The organism is Stenotrophomonas maltophilia complex sp. Om-AH-Sm3 (assembly GCF_059337855.1).
In genome coordinates this window covers 160,676-181,202 of the sequence record NZ_JBYBLQ010000009.1, presented here as the reverse complement: position 1 = coordinate 181,202, position 20,527 = coordinate 160,676, and the positions used below count along the sequence as shown (strand labels likewise).

Here is a 20,527-nt window from a genome sequence, read left to right as displayed (position 1 = left end):
ATCCCCTCGCACCAACTGCTTCTGCTGGAACCGCTGCCGTGACGAACACCCCGACCACCCTGGCCGACTGGCTGGACTACATTGAACGCCAGCATCCGGCGAGCATCGACATGGGCCTGGAGCGCGTGCGCGCCGTGGCCACGGCGATGGGCCTGGGGGCGCCGGCCAAGCGCACCATCGTGGTCGGTGGCACCAACGGCAAGGGCTCCACCGTGGCCTTCATCGAAGCCATTGCACGTGCCGCCGGCTGGAAGGTCGGCGCGTACACCTCGCCGCACCTGCTGCGCTACAACGAGCGCGTGCGCATCGACGGCCAGGACGTGGACGATGCCGCGCTGGTCGCTGCGTTCAGTGCGGTCGAGGCCGCGCGTGGCGAGACCACGCTGACCTATTTCGAGTACGGCACGCTGGCTGCGCTGCAGCTGTTCGCCGACGCCGGGCTGGACCTGGCGGTGCTGGAAGTGGGCCTGGGCGGCCGCCTGGATGCGGTCAACATCGTCGATGCCGACGTGGCGGTGATCACCACCGTGGACATCGACCACGCCGAATGGCTGGGCGAGGACCGCGAGGCGATCGGCACCGAGAAGGCCGGCATCATCCGCGGCTGGAAGCCGGTGATCCTGGGCGAGACCGACCCGCCCTCGAGCGTGCTCGCGCGTGCCTACCTGGTCGGTGCCAACGCGATCCGCGGCGGCAGCGATTACTTCTACGAGCCGATCGACGCCCAGCGCTGGCGCTGGCGCGATGTCGGCCTGCGCATGGAACTGCCGACCCCGGCGCTGGCCGGCCCGATCCAGCTGGCCAATGCCGGTGCGGCCATCGCCGCGCTGCGCGCGCTGGACAAGCCGGTGCCGCGCGCGGCGTGGGCCGCCGGTATCGCGGCGGCGCGCATTCCGGGCCGCCTGCAGGCGTTCGAGCGTGGCGGTGTGCAGATCCGCGTCGACGTCGGGCATAACCCGCAGGCGGCGGGCCAGCTGGCGCGCGCGCTGAAGGCCGAGGCGTCGGCCGGGCGCACCTTGGCGGTGTATGCCGCATTGCAGGACAAGGACGCGGTGGGTGTGGTGCAGGCATTGCAGGGCGTGGTTGGCGAGTGGACCCTTGCCGGCCTGGACGGCCCGCGCGGCCAGAGTGCCGCCCAGTTGCAGGCGCGCCTGGCCGAGACCGCTGCTGGCAGCGCGCAGCTGGCCGCTTCGGTCGAACAGGCGCTGGCGCAGGTACTGGCCCGGGCCGAGCGCGGTGACCGCGTACTGGTGTTTGGCTCCTTCCATACCGCTGCCGCCGCGTTGCAGTGGTTGCAGGGCAGCGCCTGAGCCACGTTCAGCCAATCCCGACGCCGTCCGGTCCGGCACCCGTATAATCGACCGCAACCTCCGGACAGTTGCCGCCTCACGTGGATACGCCTCTGAAACAGCGTCTGATTGGTGCCATCGTGCTGGTTGCACTGGCCGTCATTTTCCTGCCGATGCTGGTCAAGGGGCCTGCACCGGACAGCGGCGTGGCCTCGGTGCCGATCGCCGCGCCGGATGCACCGGCCGATGGCCAGTTCGAAACCCGTGAACTGCCGCTGGTGGCCCCGGCCGGTGGGGCTACCGGCCTGCAGACCGGGCAGGCCAAGCCGCTGCAGGAAGCCGCCACGCCGGCCACGCCGCCGACCGTGGACACGTCCCCGGCGGTTGCCGCCGGCAACTACGCCGTCACTTTCGGCGCATACGGCAGCAAGGCCGACGCCGATGCCGTGATCGCCTACCTGCAGCGCTCGCAGCTGCCGGGCTTCGCAGAAGCGACTACCATCAACGGGCGTCAGGCATGGCGTGTGCGCGTGGGGCCGTATGCCGACCGTGCACAGGCCGAGGCGGCCCGGCTGCAGGCGGTGAAGATCCGCGCCGATGTGAAGGCCGAAGTGATCACCCTGGATGCCGCAACGGGCAGCAGCGCCCCGGTGGCAGCTACCCCGGCACCGGCTACGCCAAGCGCCAGTACCCCGTCCGCAGCCACCTCGCCGTCCGCCAGCAGCAACCCGGTGCGCAGCGAAAGCCTGCCGTCGAGTACGCCGACTGCGACGGCCACTCCGGCGGCCAAGCCCGAGCCGCCGAAGCCGGCGCCGAAGCCCGAACCCCCGAAGCCCGAGCCGAAGCCGGAGGCCACCGCCAGCAAGCCGGCGACGGCACCGACCACGCCGGCTGCACCGGCGGCCAGCGGCGTCGGCTTCGCCGTGCAGCTGGGCGCGTTCGGCCAGGCCAGCGATGCCAATGCGCTGCGTGACAAGGTCCGTGCTGCCGGCTTCAGCGCCTTCGTCGAGCAGGTGCGTACCGAAAAGGGCACCCTGCATCGCGTCCGTGTCGGACCGGTGGCCAACCGGGCTGACGCCGAACAGCTGAAGGCGCAGGTCGCCGCCAAGGTTGGCGTCGCCGGCATGGTCCGACCGCACCCATGACCGACGTGCAGGCCCGTTGCCAGCGCCGCCGAAGGAGCGGGGCGCCATGATCGACGTGGTGCTGCTGATCGTGATCGCTGCCTCGACCCTGCTCGGGATGCTGCGTGGCTTCGTGGGAATCGTCATCGGCACGTTGTCGTGGCTGCTGGCCGCGTGGGCGGCCTTCGCCTTCGGCAACGATGCCGCGCGCTGGTGGGCGGCGCCCGCCGCACCTGGCGGCGAACATTTCGTCGGCGGCTACCTGGGCGTGGGTATTGGCGTGATGATCGTGGTCGCGGTGATCGGCATGGTCATCAAGGCGATGATCCACCGCAGCATGCTGACCAGCCTGGACCGGTTGCTGGGCGGTGTACTGGGGGCCGTGCGCGGTGGCCTGATCGCGGCGATCCTGGTGCTGCTGGCCGGCTTCACCCCGCTGACCGCCGAGCCCTCCTGGAAGCGCTCGGCGGTTCGCCCGGTGCTGAATCCGGCCGTGGCCTGGATGAACGGGAAGCTGCCGCACTGGCAGGTACCCGGCGCCGACATGCTGCCCAAGGCCTTGCCGACCGACATGCTGTCCCCATCTGCATTGATGGAATTGGGGAAGAACGCAGGCGCCGGGTTGGGAAAGCCGGGCGCGGCAGGCGATAATGGCATCCTCAACCAGGTAGTGGCGGGCGGCGGATGGCTGCGGCCCGCGAAAGCGGAACAGGGCGATGCATACGATCCGGCCGAAGTGCGCCCGGACGCCCCAGCACTGCCGGACAGTATCGAGCCGGACGATCCGGCCAATGTCGACCGCAGGCGCGGCGACCACCGCGGCCAGGTACGGCCACCTTCCTTGTAACTGGGCACAGCCCAGCGGAGACCTCGCACCATGTGTGGCATCGTCGGAATCGTCGGCAACCAGAACGTCGCCGGGCAGTTGTATGACGGCTTGACCGTTCTCCAGCATCGCGGCCAGGACGCGGCAGGTATCGCCACCGCCAATGGCAGCCGCCTGCGGGTGCAGAAGGCCACCGGCCTGGTCCGCGATGTGTTCGACGCCCGTACCATGTCCACGCTGGAAGGCAGCGTCGGCATCGCGCACGTGCGCTATCCGACGGCAGGTTCGGAAGGCATGGACGAGGCACAGCCGTTCTACGTGAATTCGCCTTACGGCATCGCGCTGGCCCACAACGGCAACCTGATCAACACCGAGGCGCTGCGCCAGCAGGTGTTCGAACAGGACCGGCGCAACGTCAACACCGATTCGGACAGCGAAGTGCTGCTGAACGTATTCGCCTACGAACTGGAGCAGCAGCGCCAGCTCAGCCCGGAAGCCGCGATCCGCGCGGTGGCCGGCGTGCACCGCCGCTGCAAGGGCGGCTATGCGGTGGTCAGCGTGGTGCTGGGCCTGGGCCTGGTGGCCTTCCGCGACCCGCATGGCATCCGCCCGCTGGTGCTGGGCAAGCGCAGCCACGCAGAAGGCGAGGAGTACATCGTGGCGTCCGAGTCGGCCGCGCTGGACGTGCTGGGTTTCCAGCGCGTGCGTGACGTGCAGCCGGGCGAAGCGCTGGTGATCACCGCGCGCGGCGAGCTGTTCTCGGAAATCTGCGCCGAGCCGGCCGAGCACACCCCGTGCATCTTCGAATACGTGTACTTCGCGCGACCGGATTCGATGATCGACAACGTCTCGGTGCACAAGGCACGCATGCGCATGGGCATCAAGCTGGGCGAGAAGATCCTGCGCCTGCGCCCGGACCACGACATCGACACCATCATCCCGATCCCGGATACCTCGCGCGATGCCGCGCTGGAGATCTCCAATGTGCTCGGGGTGAAGTACCGCGAAGGCTTCATCAAGAACCGCTACATCGGCCGCACCTTCATCATGCCGGGGCAGGGTGAACGCGTGAAGTCGGTGCGCCGCAAGCTCAACCCGATCCACCTGGAGTTCCGCAACCGCGTGGTGCTGCTGGTGGACGATTCGATCGTGCGTGGCACCACCAGCCAGCAGATCGTGCAGATGGCCCGTGATGCCGGCGCGCGCAAGGTCTACCTGGCCAGCGCCGCGCCGCCGGTGCGCTACCCGAACATCTACGGCATCGACATGCCGGCGGCCGAAGAGCTGGTCGCGCACAACCGCACGGTAGAAGAGATCGAGGCCCACCTGGGCTGCGACTGGCTGATCTACCAGGACCTGGAAGACATGGAAGCGGCGGTGAGCGAAGGCAACCCGGCGCTGCGCAGCTTCGATTCGTCCTGCTTCAACGGCCACTACCCGACCGGTATCGAGCCGGGCTACTTCGAGCGCATCCAGCAGTTGCGTTCGGACGACGCCAAGCACAAGCGCCGCGCCTGAGGATCAGGCGTGGTGGATGTGCCCGACGTTGGTGGCGACCTGCTGCGCGCTGCGCAGCAGTGCCTGGCTGAAGCCGATCCGCTGCGCAAGGTCGCATTGACCCAGGCGTATGCGGCCGCGTTCCGTGCCGGTCGCCTGAAGGTGGCCGCGGATGCGCCGCCGCCGGATCCGATCTGCATGCCGGGTCGTCCGGGACGACTGGTGCTGGTGCATCCGCGCGAGGTACCACGGCGTGGACTGGGTGGCGTGGAAGGGCGGGCTGCCTTCATCCACGCGATTGCCCATATCGAGCTCAACGCGATCGACCTGGCCTGGGACGCGGTGTACCGGTTCCGGGGCCTGCCGTCGGCGTTCCATGCTGATTGGGTCAGCTGTGCCGATGACGAATCGCGGCATTTCATGCTGCTGCGCGAGCGCCTGCAGGTGCATGGCCACGACTATGCGGATTTCCCCGCACACAACGGTCTGTGGGAAATGTGCGAAAAGACCGCGCATGACGGCCTGGCGCGCATGGCGCTGGTGCCGCGCGTGCTGGAAGCGCGTGGCCTGGACGTCACCCCGGGCATGATCGAGAAGCTGCGCAATGTCGGTGATGGCGAAACCGCCGATGTGCTGGAGGTGATCCTGCGCGAGGAAGTGGCGCATGTTGCCGCCGGTTCGCGCTGGTATCGCTGGTACTGCGACCGCGCCGGTGTCGAGCCGCGCGCGCGTTTCAAGGAGCTGCTGGTGGAGTACGCCGGCGGCTACCTGCATGGGCCGTTCAACATGGAAGCGCGCCTGCTGGCCGGATTCGATGCGGACGAACTCGCCAACCTGGTCGAGCAGGCCGTTTGAAAAAAAGGGACGGAGGGAATTAAGTCGTTTGTGCCAAAACGACTTAATTCCCTCCGTCCCCTTTTTTCATGCGTTCGGCAGTACCACGCGCTTGCCATCCACCGTTGGCCGGTTGATGTAGAACAGGCCGGGGCCCGGCCGATACGGCAGCTCGCTGACGCCGGCGTCGGCAGCGTAGGTCAGTGCAGTGTCGCCCAGCGCGTCGAAGTTCCAGTGCGCCGACTGCATCAGGTAACGCCGTCGCAACAGCGCCTCCTGCGTTTGCGTCAGTGGCTGTCCGGCCACCAGTCGTCGTGCGATCGGTTGCAGGGCCGACGGCAGTTCCCAGCCGGGGACTGCGTTGGCATTGGCCGTCCATTGCACGCCGGCATCGATGGCATGCTGCTGCATCACCTGAAGCGCGATCAGCTGGTAGCGCCAGTCGATGCGCCGGCGCAACACCACGGCCGCCGTCACGTACAGCACCGGTGACAGCACTACGCTGCGGCTGCCGGCGCGACGCTGTTGCTGCCACTGGTGCCAGACATCCACCCAGACTTCCTTTTCGTCCAGGCCCAACTGCTGCCGCCAGCGCTCGGCGTCGGCCTGTGCCTCGGCGTAGGCCGTGGTCGCCTGCAGGATCGCCAGCGGTGGCGTCTGGTACTCGGCCACGCTCGGGCGGCGCAGCAGCTGCCGGCGCGGGCGACTGAGCAGCTTGGGCCCTTCTTCGAGCTGGTTGTAGCCGCCGCCGATGTTGGCGTGTACGCCGGGCAGGGCGATCTCGGTGAACGTTGGCGCCACGCTGGTCAATGGATAGTGCTGGCGATGCTCGTCACGCGCGCTCAGTTGCAGCACCTGCCTGGCAACGCCTGCATGCAGCGCGAGATGAGGTTGTTCGTCGGTGCGGCCACCGCTGACCGCAACCACCGTGTCGAACAGGCCGATGAAGCGCAGCGGCGGATCGGCCGGGGCGAAGTCCGTTGTGCAGGACAGGCCAGCGGCCTGCAACAGCTGCCGCCAGCGGGTGCGATCCCAGGCCTGCAACTGGTTGGCCACATCGCGCGCGGCGGCCGCACCCCGTGAAAAGCCGAACAGATCCAGCTGCACGCCACGCAGTGGTCGCTGCCAGCGCGTAGCGAGTGCACCCAGTGCTGCCGGCAGCAGCACCTGCAGCGCGCGTCGCACTTTGGCGCGCACACCGCTGGCGCCAATGCCGAACGCCAGTCCGATCAGGTCGTCGTCGGCGTCATCGCGGGTACCGACACCTTCCACGTAGATCGACAGCGAGGGGGCCGCCGATGTCCCGCTGCGGCTGTCCGGGTACAGCTGCTGCAGGCGGGCGATGTTGGTCAGGCCATTGTCGTAGCTGCTGGTCAACCGGCTCTGGTAGGTCGAATCGTCATCCGCACGCAGCTGCGCCGGGCGCGGTTGCGGCAGCTGGGGCCTGCCACGGGCCAGGTTGTGTGCGTTGTTGCGGGTGCCATCGAAGAACAGCCCGATCCGCAGCAAGCCGACATCTTCGTCCGTGTCCTGCGATGGTGCCATGTGCATTCCCCGTCGTGGCTGCGTCACGGTAGCGCGAAAGCGGTGTGTTGGCGACGTGTAGTAACGCTTTTGACCTTACTTAACCCAGATGCGGTCGATCACAAATCCTGATTTTCACTTCTCTCGCCTATTGAATTCACACGACCGGCGCAGGCCATATGACCAGACCCGGCAAACCGGGTCGTGCTGCATCAACGCTGTTCACATCATTCAAGGAGCGACGCAATGTTGTCCAGATCGATTGGCAAAGCGGCAGGTGGCCTGGTGTTGGGTTTGTCGGTGGCAGCGGCCGCACATGCGGCACCATTGTTCGAGCCGGTGACGGTCATCAGCCGCGCATCGGCAAACAGCGAGCCCGCACTGGGCAAGCTGCTGGCCACCCCGTCCACGGCGACGGTACAGGAAGTGCGTGTCGATGCAGCAGCTACTGCACAACCGCAGCTGGAATTCGAACTGCTCGGCCGGCGGGTGCAGGCGGTGCGCAGCAAGGTCGAAGCACTGCCCGATGGCGGCAGCATCTGGTACGGCCAGTTCCGTTCGCCCTCGGACAAACTGACCGCGGCCACCTCCAACGGCCAGGACGACCCCGGCAATTCGCTGATCCTGGTGCGCTCGGGCGACACCGTCACCGGCTCGATCCGCAAGGATGGAAAGCTGTATCGCCTGCGCCCGTTGGGCAACCGCCACGTGCTGGTGGAAGTGGATGAATCGCGGATGCCGGCCGACCATCCGGCCGACTACAACCAGCTGCCGAAGATCCCGATGGGCAACAACGATCGCATCGGCATCGCGCAGGCATCGTCCGGTACGCCGGCGACCATCCGTGTGCTGGTGGTAGCGACCAATGCCGCCGTCGCCGCCTATGGCGGCAACATGCAGTCGCTGGTGCAGCTGGCGGTGGCCGAATCCAACCAGGGCTACGGCAACAGCAACGTCGGCCTGACGCTGCAACTGGCCGGTTACGAGACCACCAGCTACAGCGAGTCTGGCAACTTCACCACCGACCTGTCGCGTTTCCGTGGCACCAGCGACGGCTACATGGACAGCATCCACACCAGCCGCAACACCACCGCAGCCGATGTCGGCGTGCTGCTGATCAACAACAGTGCCTACTGCGGCCTGGCCTCGGGGATCGGCTCGACCGCGTCGACGGCGTTTGCGGCGGTGTACTGGGATTGCGCGACCGGCTACTACTCATTCGCGCATGAGATCGGCCACCTGCAGAGCGCGCGGCATGACATCGCCACCGACCCGAGCACATCACCCTACGCCTATGGCCACGGCTACCGCTATGAGCCGTCCAGCGGCACCGGCTGGCGCACGATCATGGCCTATAACTGCACCCGCAGCTGCCCGCGCCTGAACTACTGGTCCAACCCGAACATCAGCTACAACGGCATCCCGATGGGCAATGCCAGTACCGCTGACAACCAGCGCGTGCTGGTCAACACCAAGGCCACCATCGCGGCCTTCCGCTGAGGCCAAGCGCCGACCAAGCGGCGGCGTCTACCCGGGCGCGTTCACCGGCTCGGGTAGATGCCAACCCTGGTTGGCATCCTGCGATCCATCAATCGCGGGCGAGCGTATCCAGCGACCAACCGTTGGCATCCACACGCAGCACCGAACCCTGTTCGTACCAGTCACCCAGCACGATACGGATGCAATCGCGTCCACCGGCCTGCAGTGCGTGGATCGCCGGACGGTGCGTGTGACCGTGGATCATGGTGTCCACGCCGTGGCGGACGAAGGTTGCATCTACTTCGGACGGGGCCACGTCGGTGACGGTCTCAAACTGCGCACGATCGCCCTGCTTCATTTCCGACTGGCGGGCCTGGCTCGCCTCGCGCGCCTTCTGCGCGAAGGCGATGCGTGCGGCCAGCGGCTGCGACAGGAACTGCGCCTGGAACACCGGGTCGCGGGTCTGCGCACGGAACTGCTGGTAGGGGATGTCATCGGTGCACAGCAGGTCACCATGCTGCAGCAGCACCGGGCGGCCGTACAGCTCGATCATGCACGGGTCGGGCAGGATGCGCAGGCCGGCACGGCGCGCATAGTCCTCGCCAAGCAGGAAGTCGCGGTTGCCGCGGATGAAGTACACGGGCACGCCGCTGTCGGACAGCACCTTCAACGCATCGGCCACCGCATCGGCGGCCGGAGAGGGAGTGTCGTCGCCGATCCAGGCCTCGAACAGGTCGCCGAGGATGTACAGCGCATCGGCGCCGGGCGCCTGCTCGCGCAGGAAGCGCAGGAACAGGTCGGTGATCTCCGGACGGCTGGGGTCCAGGTGCAGGTCGGATATGAACAACGTGGTCATGCCTGCATTCTAGGCCATCAATGATGATGGTAGCGCCGCCGGTATTGTGGGGGTCAGATCTCTTTTCCGAAGGAAAAGGATCTGACCCCGGGGCTACACCGGCAGCGGCAGCCAGGTCAGGCTGGCCGAAGCCAGCAGGACGGCGATGCCCGTGGCGGCGAGCACGTCGGAAGGATAGTGCAGGCCCAGCACCACCCGCGACAGCGCGACACCGAGGGTGAACGGTACCAGCAAGGGTGCCAGCCAGGGGTAATAGGCCAGTGCGACGATGGTGAACGACACTGCGTGCAGGGTGTGCCCGGAGGGGAAGCTGAATTCGTCCAACGGTGCCACCCAGGCGCGGATGCGAAGATCGGCCGCGTAAGGCCGCGGACGCCGCGTCCAGCGCTTGAGGCCCTTGTACAGCAGCAATGCGGCCAGGCCGGTGGCGGCCATGTGCACCGAGGCGCGCAGGCCATCGAAGCCATCCAGCACAACCAGCGCAGCCATCAGCACATACCAGAACACGCCATCGCCGAGACGGCTGATGACCGAGAACAGGCGGCGCACGCGGCGGCGCCGGCAGTAGTGGTTCGCCCGCCGGCACAAGCGCGCCTCGCGCCCTGCCAGCAGTTCAAGCGGCGTGGTGCGCATGGCCGCTCCTCCGCGACTGCGCAAGCTCGGCCAGCAACGCATCGAACTCGGCCACCACCTGCTGTGGATGCAATCGCTTCATCGCGCGTGCAGCATTGCCGCCCAGTTCGTGGCGTTTCGCGTCATCGGCGGCCAGTTGCACGGCGGCCTCGATGAACTGCTCGTCGCTGTCCACCGCTGCGCCGTTCTCGCCGTTGCGCAGGTACTCACGCGCGGCGCCGTAGTCGAAGGCCACGGTGGCCACACCGCTGGCCATGCTTTCCAGAGTCACGTTACCGAATGTCTCGCTGCGGCTGGGGAACAGGAACAGATCGCCGCTGGCGAAGTGGCGGGCCAGCGCATCGCCGCGCTGGATGCCACAGAAGATGAAATCGGGATTTTCATGTGCCAGCTTCTCGCGGGCCGGGCCGTCACCCACCCATACAAAGCGTGCCTTGGGCCGGATCTGCTGCAGGCGGCGGAATGCCTTCACCGCCAGGCCGAGGTTCTTCTCGGCAGCAATGCGGCCGACATAGATCGCCACCAGGCCGTTGCCATCCACGCCCCATTCCTCGCGCAGTGCAGGGTCGCGCCGGCCTGGATCGAACTGCTGGCTGTCCACCGCGCGGGCCAGCAGGCGCACGCGTTCGAAGCCCTGTTCGCCGAGGAACTGCTGCAGTTCGCGGGTCGGCACCAGGGTAGCGTCCGCCTGGTTGTGGAAGCGGCGCATCCAGCGCATGGCCGCGGCCTGCAGCCATGCCACGCCATAGTCGGCCAGGTACTCGTCGAAGCGGGTGTGGAAGCCGCTGGCGACCGGAATGCCGAGGCGACGTGCGGTACGCAGTGCCGACCAGCCGAGTGGACCTTCTGTGGCGATGTAGACCGCATCCGGACGCTGATTCTGCCAATGGCGGCCCAGCCGGATCGGGGCTGGCAGGCCGAAGCGCAGGCCGGGGTAGCGGGGCAGGGCAGCGCCGGGAACCAGCAAGGTGCCGGGTGCCGAATCCAGCGCTTCGGTGGACTGGCGGGGGCGGACGAGGTCGATCTCGTGTCCGGCTGCACGCAGACCCTGCTCCAGGCCCTGTACGGTGAGGGCGACGCCGTTGACTTCCGGCGGATAGGTCTCGGTGACGATGGCATAGCGCATGGCGGGCCTCCCGGTTTCCGGCATGCTCGGCCCTGGCGATGTAGCCGACATGACCACTTTGCGACCGTCAGATGACGGGGGCGCCGGCCACCGCAGGGGCGCTGCGGCCAACAAAAAACCACGGCCCCGAAGGGCCGTGGTCCTGGTGCTTCATGTCACAGCGCGATGGATCAGAAGCGCTGCTGGTACTTCATGTAGACGAAGCGGCCGATGTCGTAGCCGCCGTAGTACGAGAAGGCCGAGTTCGGCTTGCTGTACATGATCGGGCCGGTCTTTTCGAACACGTTGTTGGCACCGACCGACACGGTGGCATCCCACGGCAGCGAGTAACGCACCTGCACGTCGTGGAAGGTGACCGCACCACGCTCGTTGTAGTTGCGGGCGCCCTTGTACCACGGTGCATACACACCCGGATCCGAGCATTCGTCCGGGTACAGCGCGATGTTCGAGCAGGTTTCCTTCACGCCCGAGTAGTAACGCGCGGTCCAGCTCGCGCCGAAGTTGCCCCGCTCGTAGCCCAGCACCAGGTTGGAACGGACGCGGAAGGCGCTGCCGATGCCGTTGGTGACGATCGGAACGATCGAGTTGTCGTTGGAGGTGCGGTAGGTTGCACTGGACACGTAGGTGGTGGCCGAGTTCACGTTGAACTTGCCGAACCGGGTGTCCAGACGGTAGCTCACATCCAGGTCGTAGCCTTCGGTTTCCATGAAGCCCGCGTTGCGGTTGCCGAACTTCAGGTTGGTCACGATGCCGGTCACCGGGTCACGCTGGAAGCGCGAGCAGCGCGCTTCGATGCCCGACTCATAGCAGTCCTGCAGGATCTGGGTCGGCGTGTCGGCGATGATCGTGTTGTCGATGCGGATCTTCCACCAGTCCAGCGAGGCGTTGAAGCCCTGGATGAAGCTCGGGCTCCAGACCAGGCCCAGCGTCTTGCTGGTCGAGGTTTCCGGCGTCAGCAGCGGGTTGGACCCGGAGGTGAACGGCACCGGCGTCGCGTCCGTCGACGTGTTCACCGGGGTGCCGCCCTGGCGGAGCTGGCGGAAGGTATTCGCATTGGCGATGTCGCGTGCGCAACGTGCACGGACTTCGGCGCTGGAGGCCGAGGAACCGAAACGGGTGTCGCACGGATCGCTGAACTGCGCGAAGGTCTCCGAACCACCACCGAACAGGTCGCTGATGGTCGGTGCGCGGAAGCCTTCGGCCCAGGTGCCACGCACCATCAGCGAGTCGATCGGCTTCCACTTGAAACCGAACTTGCTGTTGAGCGTGTTGCCGAAGGTGTTGTAGTCCGAGAAGCGGGTTGCGCCATTGAAGGTCAGTTCCTTCGCGCCCGGCAGGTCGGCCAGCACCGGAACGTTCACTTCCAGGTAGGCCTCGTTGACGGTGTAGTCACCGCCGGTCGGGCCTGCGGCCAGGTTGGTGGTAGCGCCGGTCTGGGCCAGGGCATCCGGGGTGTACTTGCCTTCTTCCTTGCGGCTTTCCACGCCGAAGGCGAAGCCGAGATCGCCAGCCGGCAGGGTCACGATGCTGCCAGCGATGTTGGCAAAGAAGTTCTTGGAGGTGGTGCGGCCCTTGGTGATCTCTTCCGGGAACAGCCACGCCTGCAGTTCTTCGTTGCCGTACAGGCCATCGGCAGCCGTCGTGCCGTACGGAACCAACGGGTTCCACGGCTTGCACACGTCGTAGGAGATCGGTGCAGCTGCGGTACCGCACTGCACCTTGCCGGTGGCGGCGTTGTAGAACGACGGGCCGACGCCGCCGGCGACGCGACCCTTGTGCAGGTTGCCGGTGGCCACCGATTCCAGTTCATTGCGGTTGTACTGGTAGCCCACTTCCCAGTCGAAGTAGCGGCTGCCGATCTCGAACGAACCGTCGAACGACGCCACCGCGCGGTAGGTCTTCAGCTCGCTGGTGGTCACGCGCGGCACTTCCCAGGTGCGGCGGTTCCAGGCCACGGCGGTCGGGTTGGCGTAACCGTGCTGGCGGCCGAACGGGTTGAAGTAGCTGTTGATCGACATCGAGCCGACACCGGCGGTGCTCGACTGCAGCGGATAGCCCGCGATCTGGCGGGTGGACTCACGCTTGTTGTAGCCCAGCTCGGTGCGGAAGTTGACGTTGTCGGTGATCTTGAAGCGGCCGTCGAAATAGACCGAGTCGCGCTTGACCGGATACATCACATGCATCTGGTCGTTGGCGTTGCTCACGTCACCGGTGAAAGGCGTGGTATCGGTGAGGTGGTAATTGGCCGGGTTGGTGGGATCCGCGCCGCGGTTGAGGGAATAGCCGCAACCCGCAGTGGCGGTACAGCCCGGGCCGCGCAGACCCGTGAACTGGCCGTACTGGCTGATGGTGGTCCAGTTGCTGCTGTCGTACGGATGGCGATCGGTCATGCCGTACTTGCTGAAGCCGCGATCGCGCGCCCACACGCCCTTCTCTTCGGCATGCTCGGCCGAGAGGGTCAACGACACGCGCTCATTGCTCCAGCCGGCGACCACGTCGAAGCGGTCGCGTGCACCGTCGCCCTGGCTGTACTGGCCGTGGTAGACGTTGGCAGTCACACCAGTGACATTGGAACGGGTGATGATGTTCACCACACCGGCCATGGCGTCGGAGCCATAGATCGCAGAGGCGCCGTCCTTCAGCACCTCGATGCGTTCCACGGCGGACACCGGCAGCGTGGAGATGTCCTGGTAGCCGGACGTGCTGATGCCCAGGCGCTTGCCGTTGACCAGCACCAGGGTGCGCTGGGTGCCCAGGTTGCGCATGTCGATGTAGGTGCCGCCCGCGTTCTCGCCTGCGGTCAGCGCATTGGCGCGGCTGATGGTCGGGCTGCCCATCGCGGTGACGTTCTGCAGGATGTCGGCAACCGAGCTGAACCCCTGCTTTTCGATGTCGTTGCGGCTGATCGCGAACACCGGCTGGGCGGTCTCCACGTCCACCTGGCGGATGCGCGAGCCGGTGATCTCGATGCGGTCGAGGTTGGTCGGGTTGGCGTTGCTGCCTTCCTGGGCAAACGCGGGCAGCGCTGCCAGCGCTGCAGTGGTAGCCAGGGCGTAGCGGATGGCCTGCCCCAGTGCGGTGGTGCGTGAAGTCATGGCGAGCTCTCTCTCTCAGGTCGTGCACAGGACGCCAAAGGGGGCGTCGAAGGAGCCAGCAGGGTCGATGACCGAGCCGGTGACCCGATAGTAGTCTCGTTAGTTAATGCTCTGTAAAGGGTTCGTATCCATTTATGTCACGCGGCCGCGCCAGCCTTCACAAAACGTGAACAAAAGCAGGTGCTTACGTGATGGCAGCGATTGCCCACAGCACGCCGTTGTGTTGCGGAGCAGCACAAAAAATCGCCAGACTGCGCAAAGTGGGAGTGGGAAATGCGTCACCCCGGTTGTCCTGTGGACAACAGCGGACAGCGTATTCAGGCCACGAACGGACGGAACTGGATGCCCAGCCCGGCGATGCCATCGGTCTCGCCGATCAGGTCCGCGCGCAGCAGCGGGCGGGCATCGATGAAGGCCTGCGGCACGATCAGCGACAGCCGGTTGTCGTCGGCGGTCAGTTCCAGTGCCGGCAGCGGATCGTCTTCGTGGGCGCGATTGAGCAGCACCGCCAGCCGCAGCAGGGCCGCCAGCCGGCGTGCGGTCAGCAGCAGTCGCTCGGGCAGGGCGTCGAAGGCGGTCTTGGTCACGCTGCGGCGGTGGCTACGCACCAGGGCCGCCAGCATCTGCTGCTCCTGGCGCGAGAAGCCGGCGATATCCGAGTGTTCCAGCACATAGCTGCCATGCACGTGGTAGCCGCTGTGCGCGATCATCAGGCCCAGCTCGTGCAGGCGCGCGGCCCAGCCGAGCATGCGCGCATCGTCGGCATCGAGCCTCCAGCGCTCCTGCACCTGTTCCAGCAGGGACAGCGCGGTGTCCTGCACGCGCTCGGCCTGGACGGTATCGATACCGTAGCGCTGGCTGAGAGCAGCCACCGATTCGTCACGCAGGTCGTTCTCGCCGGCGCGGCCGACGATGTCATACAGGATGCCTTCGCGCATCGCCGCCTTGCTGACCAGCAGCTTCTGCAGGCCCAGCGCCTGGAAGGCCGCTTCCAGCACCAGGATGCCGCCGGCGATGATCGGGCGGCGGTCGCTGGACAGCCCCGGCAGCTGGATGTCGTCGATCTTCTTGGCCTTCAGCAGTTCATCGCGCAGCTGCGGCAGGGCCTCGGCGGTGATGGCGCCCTTGCTCAGCTTCATCGTCGCGCAGATCTCGCTGATCGCCTTGTGCGTGCCGGAAGAGCCCAACGCTTCCTGCCAGCCCAGCGCGCGGTACTTGCTGGCGAAAGGCTGGAACTCGCGGCCAATCTCGGCCAGCGCGTCCTTCCAGCGCTTCTTGCTCAGCTTGCCGCCGGGGAAAAAGCGCCGGGTGCTGGCGATGCAGCCGGCCTGCAGGCTTTCGCGCTCCAGGGTCTGCATGCCCATGCCGATGATGAACTCGGTGGAGCCACCGCCGATGTCGATCACCAGCCGGCGCTGCCCGGGCTTGGGCGGTTGCGCGTGGGCCACGCCCAGGTAGATCAGGCGCGCTTCTTCGCGCCCGCTGACCACTTCGATGGCATGCCCCAGTGCGGTCTCGGCCGGTACCAGGAACGACTGCGGCGAGCGCAGCTGGCGCACGGTGTTGGTGGCCAGCGCGCGCACCCGGTGCGGCGGCACATTGCGGATGCGCTGGCCGAAGCGGGCCAGGCATTCCAGTGCACGTTGGCGTGCAGCGGAAGAGAGACCACCCTTGCCATCCAGGCCATCGGCCATGCGCACCGTCTCGCGCAGGCGGTCGATCACCCGCAGCTGGCCGAGCGTATAGCGCGCGATGACCATGTGGAAACTGTTGGAGCCAAGGTCGATGGCGGCCAGCAGGTCGCCATCCTGCAATGCGGGCGGAGTCGTGGTGGTATGCGGCATGGACGAATGTTAGCCGAAGGGGCGGTGTGCTCGTCACCGCGCGGCCTTCACATTTTGGAAGAGGGCGTGCCGCAGGACTGCAAGGGGTCAGATCCCTTTCCCGCAGGAAAGGGATCTGACCCGGTGGCGATCGAATCCCGACCAGCGGTCGGGATCTACCGGGGCAGGGTCAGAGCCCCTGCATCAACGCCATCTGCGCCGAATGCGGGGCTTCGTCGTGGGCTGGGGCACGCTTGTGGTAGATGCCGTGCGCGTCCAGTTCCCAGGCGTTGAGGTTGTCGTCAAGGTAGTTCTGCAGGACTTCGCGGTAGACCCGCTTGGCCAGTTCCGGATCGAGGATCGGGAAGCAGGTCTCGACCCGGCGCAGCAGGTTGCGTTCCAGCCAGTCGGCGCTGGCGCAGTACATTTCCGGTGCGCCGTCGTTGCCGAACCAGTAGACGCGGCTGTGTTCCAGGAAGCGGCCGACGATCGAGCGCACGCGGATGTTGTCCGAGATGCCCGGTACGCCCGGTCGCAGCGTGCAGGCGCCGCGGATGATCAGGTCGATCTGCACGCCGGCCTGCGACGCGGCGTACAGCGCGCGCACTACCTGCGGTTCGTTCAGTGCGTTCATCTTGGCGATGATCCGCGCCGGGCGGCCGGCGGCGGCGATGCGCGTCTCGCGCTCGATGCGGCCGAGGATGCCGGTGTGCAGGGTGAAGGGCGACTGCAGCAGGCGCTTGAGCTTCATCTTCGACGCCAGCCCGGACAGCTGCTGGAACAGCAGGTGCACGTCATTGCCGATGTCCGCATCGGCGGTGATCAGGCTGATGTCGGTATACGCGCGGGCGGTGCCGCTGTGGTAGTTGCCGGTACCCAGGTGCACGTAGCGGCGCAGCTTGCGGCCCTCGCGGCGCACGATCAGCAGCATCTTGGCGTGGGTCTTGTAGCCGACCACGCCGTACACCACCTGCACGCCGGCTTCCTGCAGGCGATCGGCCAGGCCGAGGTTGGCTTCTTCGTCGAAGCGGGCGCGCAGTTCGACCACCACGGTCACGTCCTTGCCGTTGCGCGCGGCCTGGATCAGCGCATCGACGATCAGTGAGTCCTTGCCGGTGCGGTACAGGGTCTGCTTGATCGCCAGCACGTTCGGATCGATTGCCGCCTGCCGGATCAGGTCCAGCACTGCGGTGAAGGCGTCGAACGGATGGTGCAGCAGCAGGTCCTGGCGCGCCACCGTCTCGAAGATGCCGTCACTGTCGCGCAGCGTGCGCGCGGTCATCGGCGGGTATTTCAGGTCCGGTTGCGCGATCAGATCGTACAGCTGGATGATGCGGTTGAGGTTGACCGGGCCATCGATGCGGTACACCGCGTTCTCGGTCAGGCCGAAATTCTGCAGCAGGGTCCGCACGATCTCGCGCGGCATGTCGTGCGCGATCTCCAGCCGCACCGCTGGCCGGTAGCCGCGGTCGACCAGCTCGTCACGCAGCGCCAGCGCCAGGTTTTCCACTTCCTCCTCGTCCACCACCAGCTCGGAATTGCGGGTGACGCGGAACTGGTAGGCGCCCTGGACTTCCATGCCCGGGAACAGCTCATCGACGAAGGTCGACAGCACCGACGAGAGGAACACGAAGTTCTGGGGCCCGCCGAGCTTTTCCGGCAGCTGGATGATGCGCGGCAGCGAGCGCGGCGCACGCACGATGGCCAGGTGGCCGGCGCGGCCGAACGCATCGGTGCCCTTGAGCACCACCACGATGTTCAGCGACTTGTTGAGGATCTTCGGGAACGGGTGCACCGGGTCCAGGCCCAGTGGCGACAGCACCGGCATGATCTCGTTGCGGAAGTAGGCGCGCAGCCAGCGCTTCTGGCGGTCGGTCCAGGAGTGGCGGCCGAGCACGCCGATGCCGGCCTCCATCAGCGCCGGCCGCAGCGTCTCGTTCCAGCAGCGGTACTGCTGGTCCACCAGTTCGGCGGCGCGGTCATGGATGGCGCTCAGGATGGCCTGCGGGCTCATCCCGTCCGGTGCGGGTGGCAGGCCGAACTCCTGCGCGTGGCGCACGGCGGCGGCACGGATCTCGAAGAACTCGTCGAGGTTGGTGCAGGAGATGCACATGAAGCGCAGGCGCTCCAGCAGCGGCACCTGCGGGTCCATCGCCTGGGCCAGCACGCGGAAGTTGAAATCCAGCTGCGACAGCTCGCGGTTGATGTACAGCGCCGGGTCACGCAACGGATCGTTGTCCGGGCTCACGGGGAGGGGGAGGGATCCGAGGCTGCTCATGGCTTCATTCTTCGATGGAGGTCAAGGGGGCGGACTCGCGCGGGCGCACGTGGTCGGCATCGAAATGGCAGGAGAACACCGAGCCCTTGCCGACTTCGCTTTCAATTTCCAACCGTGCGTGGTGCAGGCCGAGGATGTGCTTGACGATGGACAGGCCCAGACCGGTGCCACCGCTTTCGCGGGAGCGGCTGCTGGAAACACGGTAGAAGCGTTCGGTCAGGCGCGGCAGGTGGGTGGCCGGGATGCCGTAGCCGGAGTCGCGCACCGCCAGCACCGCGCCGTCGCCCTCGCGGCGGAACTCCACCGCGATGCGGCCACCGGCCGGCGTATAGCGCACCGCATTGGTGACCAGGTTGGAGAATGCGCTGTGCAGTTCCTTGGTCGAGCCCTGAAGGTCAACGCCGGCCAGGTCGTCGATGCTGATCTGGTGGCGGCCCTGGCTGTGCGCTTCGGCTTCGCGGCGCAGGGTGGCCAGCATCGGCTGCATGGCCACGGTCTCGTCCTCGCTGTGTTCCTGCGATTCGAGGCGCGACAGGGTCAGCAGGTCTTCCACCAGCTGGGCCATGCGCTGGCTCTGCTTGCGCATTTCTTCCAGCATCGGTCCGGTTCCCGGGAAATCCTCCGGGTCCATCATGTCCAGGTAGCCGTGGACCACGGTGAGCGGCGTGCGCAGTTCGTGTGAAACGTTGGCGACGAAATCCCGCCGCACCTGCTCCAGGCGCAGCAGCTTGCTGACGTCACGCGCGATCAGCAGCCAGTAGTCCGACGAATAGGGAATCAGGCGCAGGTTCAGGCGGATCGCCGGATCGACCGGCGAGGGTACGTCCAGGATGGGCTCGGCATTGCGGCCACCAGCCAGCCAGTGCGCCAGCGGCATTGGCTGCAGGCGCTCGACCAGGGCCTCGCCAAGGTCGCCGGGATGGTGCAGGCCGAGCAGGGCGGTAGCCGCTTCGTTGAACCACTGCACGCGCTGGCTGTTGCGATCCAGCACGACGACGGCATCAGGCAGCGCGGCGGCAGCGGCGCGGTAGCTGCGCAGCATGTCCAGCAGGCGGCGCTTGCGCACGCGCATTTCCACCTGGTTGCGGTACAGCAGGCGGTCCAGTTCGTTCCAGACGCCGGTGCCTTCTTCGGCGGTGTCCCAGCGCTGGCGAGCGGTCAGCCGGCGCAGAACGCTGCGCAGTCGCCAGTAATGCCAGGCCAGGGTCGCCAGCGCGCCCAGTGCGATGCACAACCACAGATGGCCCGTGAACCACCCCACCAGTCCGGCGAACAGCAGCACCGCGGCAACGGTGGCCAGGGTCTTCAACCAGGCAGAGCGGATGTGGCGGGGCATTGCGATCTCGTCGTTGAGGTGCGGCGGTTCACTGGGGTGAACCGAGGGTTATAGCAGAGTTGCCGGCACCGGCACCCGCAGGTGCGCGGTGCCGGCACGACGAGACTCAGGTAGCAGTGGAGAAGCGGTAGCCGGCGCCGCGCACGGTCTGCACCATGTTCTCGGCGTTGAACGGCTCCAGCGTCTTGCGCAGGCGGCGGATATGCACGTCGATGGTGCGCTCCTCCACGTACACGCTGCCGCCCCATACATGGTCCAGCAGCTGCGCGCGGGTGTAGACGCGCTCGGGATGGGTCATGAAGAAATGCAGCAGACGGTATTCGGTCGGGCCGATCGGCACCGGCTGGTCGTTGGCGAACACGCGATGGGCGGCGCCGTCGATACGGATCGGGCCGACGGCTACGCTGCCGTCCTCGTCATCTTCGCGGGCGCGGCGCATGACCGCTCGGATGCGGGCCAGCAGTTCGCGTGCCGAGAACGGCTTGACCACATAGTCATCGACACCGGCCTCGAGGCCACCGACGCGATCATTCTCTTCGCCGCGGGCGGTCAGCATGATGATCGGTACTTCGCGGGTCAGCGTTTCCTTGCGCCAGCGGCGGGCCAGGTCCAGGCCGCTGGTGCCGGGCAGCATCCAGTCCAGTAGGATCAGGTCGGGAACGCGATCGGCGATCGCGGTCTGGGCCTCCCGGGCATCGCCGGCGTGGACCGGTTCGTAATCGCCCTTGCGAAGGGCGAAGGCGACCATTTCACGGATCGCGGGCTCGTCATCGACGATCAGGATGCGTTTCTGCACGAGGACACCGT

15 protein-coding genes are annotated in these 20,527 nt (G+C 66.8%); 6 read left to right on the top strand and 9 right to left on the bottom strand.

From position 1 onward, the window contains the following. Window positions 1-38 precede the first annotated feature (38 nt). The 5 genes from folC (at window position 39) to AC10QF_RS13090 (ending at window position 5,591) form a co-directional block, all read left to right on the top strand. Window positions 39-1,310: a bifunctional tetrahydrofolate synthase/dihydrofolate synthase gene (gene folC / locus AC10QF_RS13110; RefSeq protein ID WP_494542342.1), complete on the top strand. Its 1,272-nt coding sequence runs from the start codon at window positions 39-41 to the stop codon at window positions 1,308-1,310. 80 nt (window positions 1,311-1,390) lie between these two features. Then, complete coding sequence (locus AC10QF_RS13105; RefSeq protein WP_494542341.1) at window positions 1,391-2,434, top strand: SPOR domain-containing protein; 1,044 nt, start codon at window positions 1,391-1,393, stop codon at window positions 2,432-2,434. Between the two features lie 46 nt (window positions 2,435-2,480). Next, window positions 2,481-3,260, top strand: a complete 780-nt coding sequence (locus AC10QF_RS13100) for a CvpA family protein (RefSeq protein WP_005415448.1) — start codon at window positions 2,481-2,483, stop codon at window positions 3,258-3,260. Between the two features lie 30 nt (window positions 3,261-3,290). Next, window positions 3,291-4,757 (top strand): amidophosphoribosyltransferase, encoded by a 1,467-nt coding sequence (purF, locus tag AC10QF_RS13095; protein WP_065185785.1) that lies wholly within the window; start codon window positions 3,291-3,293, stop codon window positions 4,755-4,757. A 9-nt stretch (window positions 4,758-4,766) separates the two neighbouring features. Then, window positions 4,767-5,591, top strand: a complete 825-nt coding sequence (locus AC10QF_RS13090) for a ferritin-like domain-containing protein (protein ID WP_053500133.1) — start codon at window positions 4,767-4,769, stop codon at window positions 5,589-5,591. Between the two features lie 66 nt (window positions 5,592-5,657). Here the strand turns inward: AC10QF_RS13090 and AC10QF_RS13085 are convergent, their stop codons facing one another. Then, window positions 5,658-7,115 (bottom strand): T6SS phospholipase effector Tle1-like catalytic domain-containing protein, encoded by a 1,458-nt coding sequence (locus tag AC10QF_RS13085; RefSeq protein ID WP_494542340.1) that lies wholly within the window; start codon window positions 7,113-7,115, stop codon window positions 5,658-5,660. Between the two features lie 225 nt (window positions 7,116-7,340). Here AC10QF_RS13085 and AC10QF_RS13080 point away from each other — a divergent pair, with 225 nt between their 5' ends. Beyond that, a complete protein-coding gene (locus AC10QF_RS13080) occupies window positions 7,341-8,594 on the top strand; it encodes a M12 family metallo-peptidase (protein WP_069138938.1) in 1,254 nt (417 codons plus the stop codon). Between the two features lie 88 nt (window positions 8,595-8,682). On the opposite strand, the gene lpxH is transcribed toward AC10QF_RS13080, so the two are convergent. From lpxH to phoB, 8 genes are all read right to left on the bottom strand, one after another. After that, window positions 8,683-9,429, bottom strand: a complete 747-nt coding sequence (gene lpxH, locus AC10QF_RS13075) for a UDP-2,3-diacylglucosamine diphosphatase (RefSeq protein ID WP_095377045.1) — start codon at window positions 9,427-9,429, stop codon at window positions 8,683-8,685. 93 nt (window positions 9,430-9,522) lie between these two features. Continuing rightward, window positions 9,523-10,062 carry a phosphatase PAP2 family protein gene (locus AC10QF_RS13070; RefSeq protein ID WP_005415455.1) on the bottom strand — a complete coding sequence of 180 codons (540 nt, stop codon included), beginning with the start codon at window positions 10,060-10,062 and terminating at the stop codon, window positions 9,523-9,525. Continuing rightward, window positions 10,043-11,188, bottom strand: a complete 1,146-nt coding sequence (locus tag AC10QF_RS13065; RefSeq protein WP_494542339.1) for a glycosyltransferase family 4 protein — start codon at window positions 11,186-11,188, stop codon at window positions 10,043-10,045. The genes AC10QF_RS13070 and AC10QF_RS13065 overlap by 20 nt, the downstream gene beginning before the upstream one ends. Before the next feature lie 170 nt (window positions 11,189-11,358). Beyond that, window positions 11,359-14,283: a TonB-dependent receptor domain-containing protein gene (locus AC10QF_RS13060; protein ID WP_005415457.1), complete on the bottom strand. Its 2,925-nt coding sequence runs from the start codon at window positions 14,281-14,283 to the stop codon at window positions 11,359-11,361. Window positions 14,284-14,600: 317 nt separating this feature from the next. Further along, a complete protein-coding gene (gene ppx, locus AC10QF_RS13055; RefSeq protein WP_005415458.1) occupies window positions 14,601-16,127 on the bottom strand; it encodes an exopolyphosphatase in 1,527 nt (508 codons plus the stop codon). A 169-nt stretch (window positions 16,128-16,296) separates the two neighbouring features. Next, window positions 16,297-18,384 carry a polyphosphate kinase 1 gene (ppk1, locus tag AC10QF_RS13050; protein ID WP_069138939.1) on the bottom strand — a complete coding sequence of 696 codons (2,088 nt, stop codon included), beginning with the start codon at window positions 18,382-18,384 and terminating at the stop codon, window positions 16,297-16,299. Between the two features lie 4 nt (window positions 18,385-18,388). Further along, window positions 18,389-19,720, bottom strand: coding sequence for a phosphate regulon sensor histidine kinase PhoR (gene phoR / locus AC10QF_RS13045; protein WP_061479944.1), 1,332 nt, complete (start codon window positions 19,718-19,720; stop codon window positions 18,389-18,391). A 106-nt stretch (window positions 19,721-19,826) separates the two neighbouring features. After that, window positions 19,827-20,516 carry a phosphate regulon transcriptional regulator PhoB gene (gene phoB, locus AC10QF_RS13040; protein WP_005408258.1) on the bottom strand — a complete coding sequence of 230 codons (690 nt, stop codon included), beginning with the start codon at window positions 20,514-20,516 and terminating at the stop codon, window positions 19,827-19,829. Window positions 20,517-20,527 lie beyond the last annotated feature (11 nt).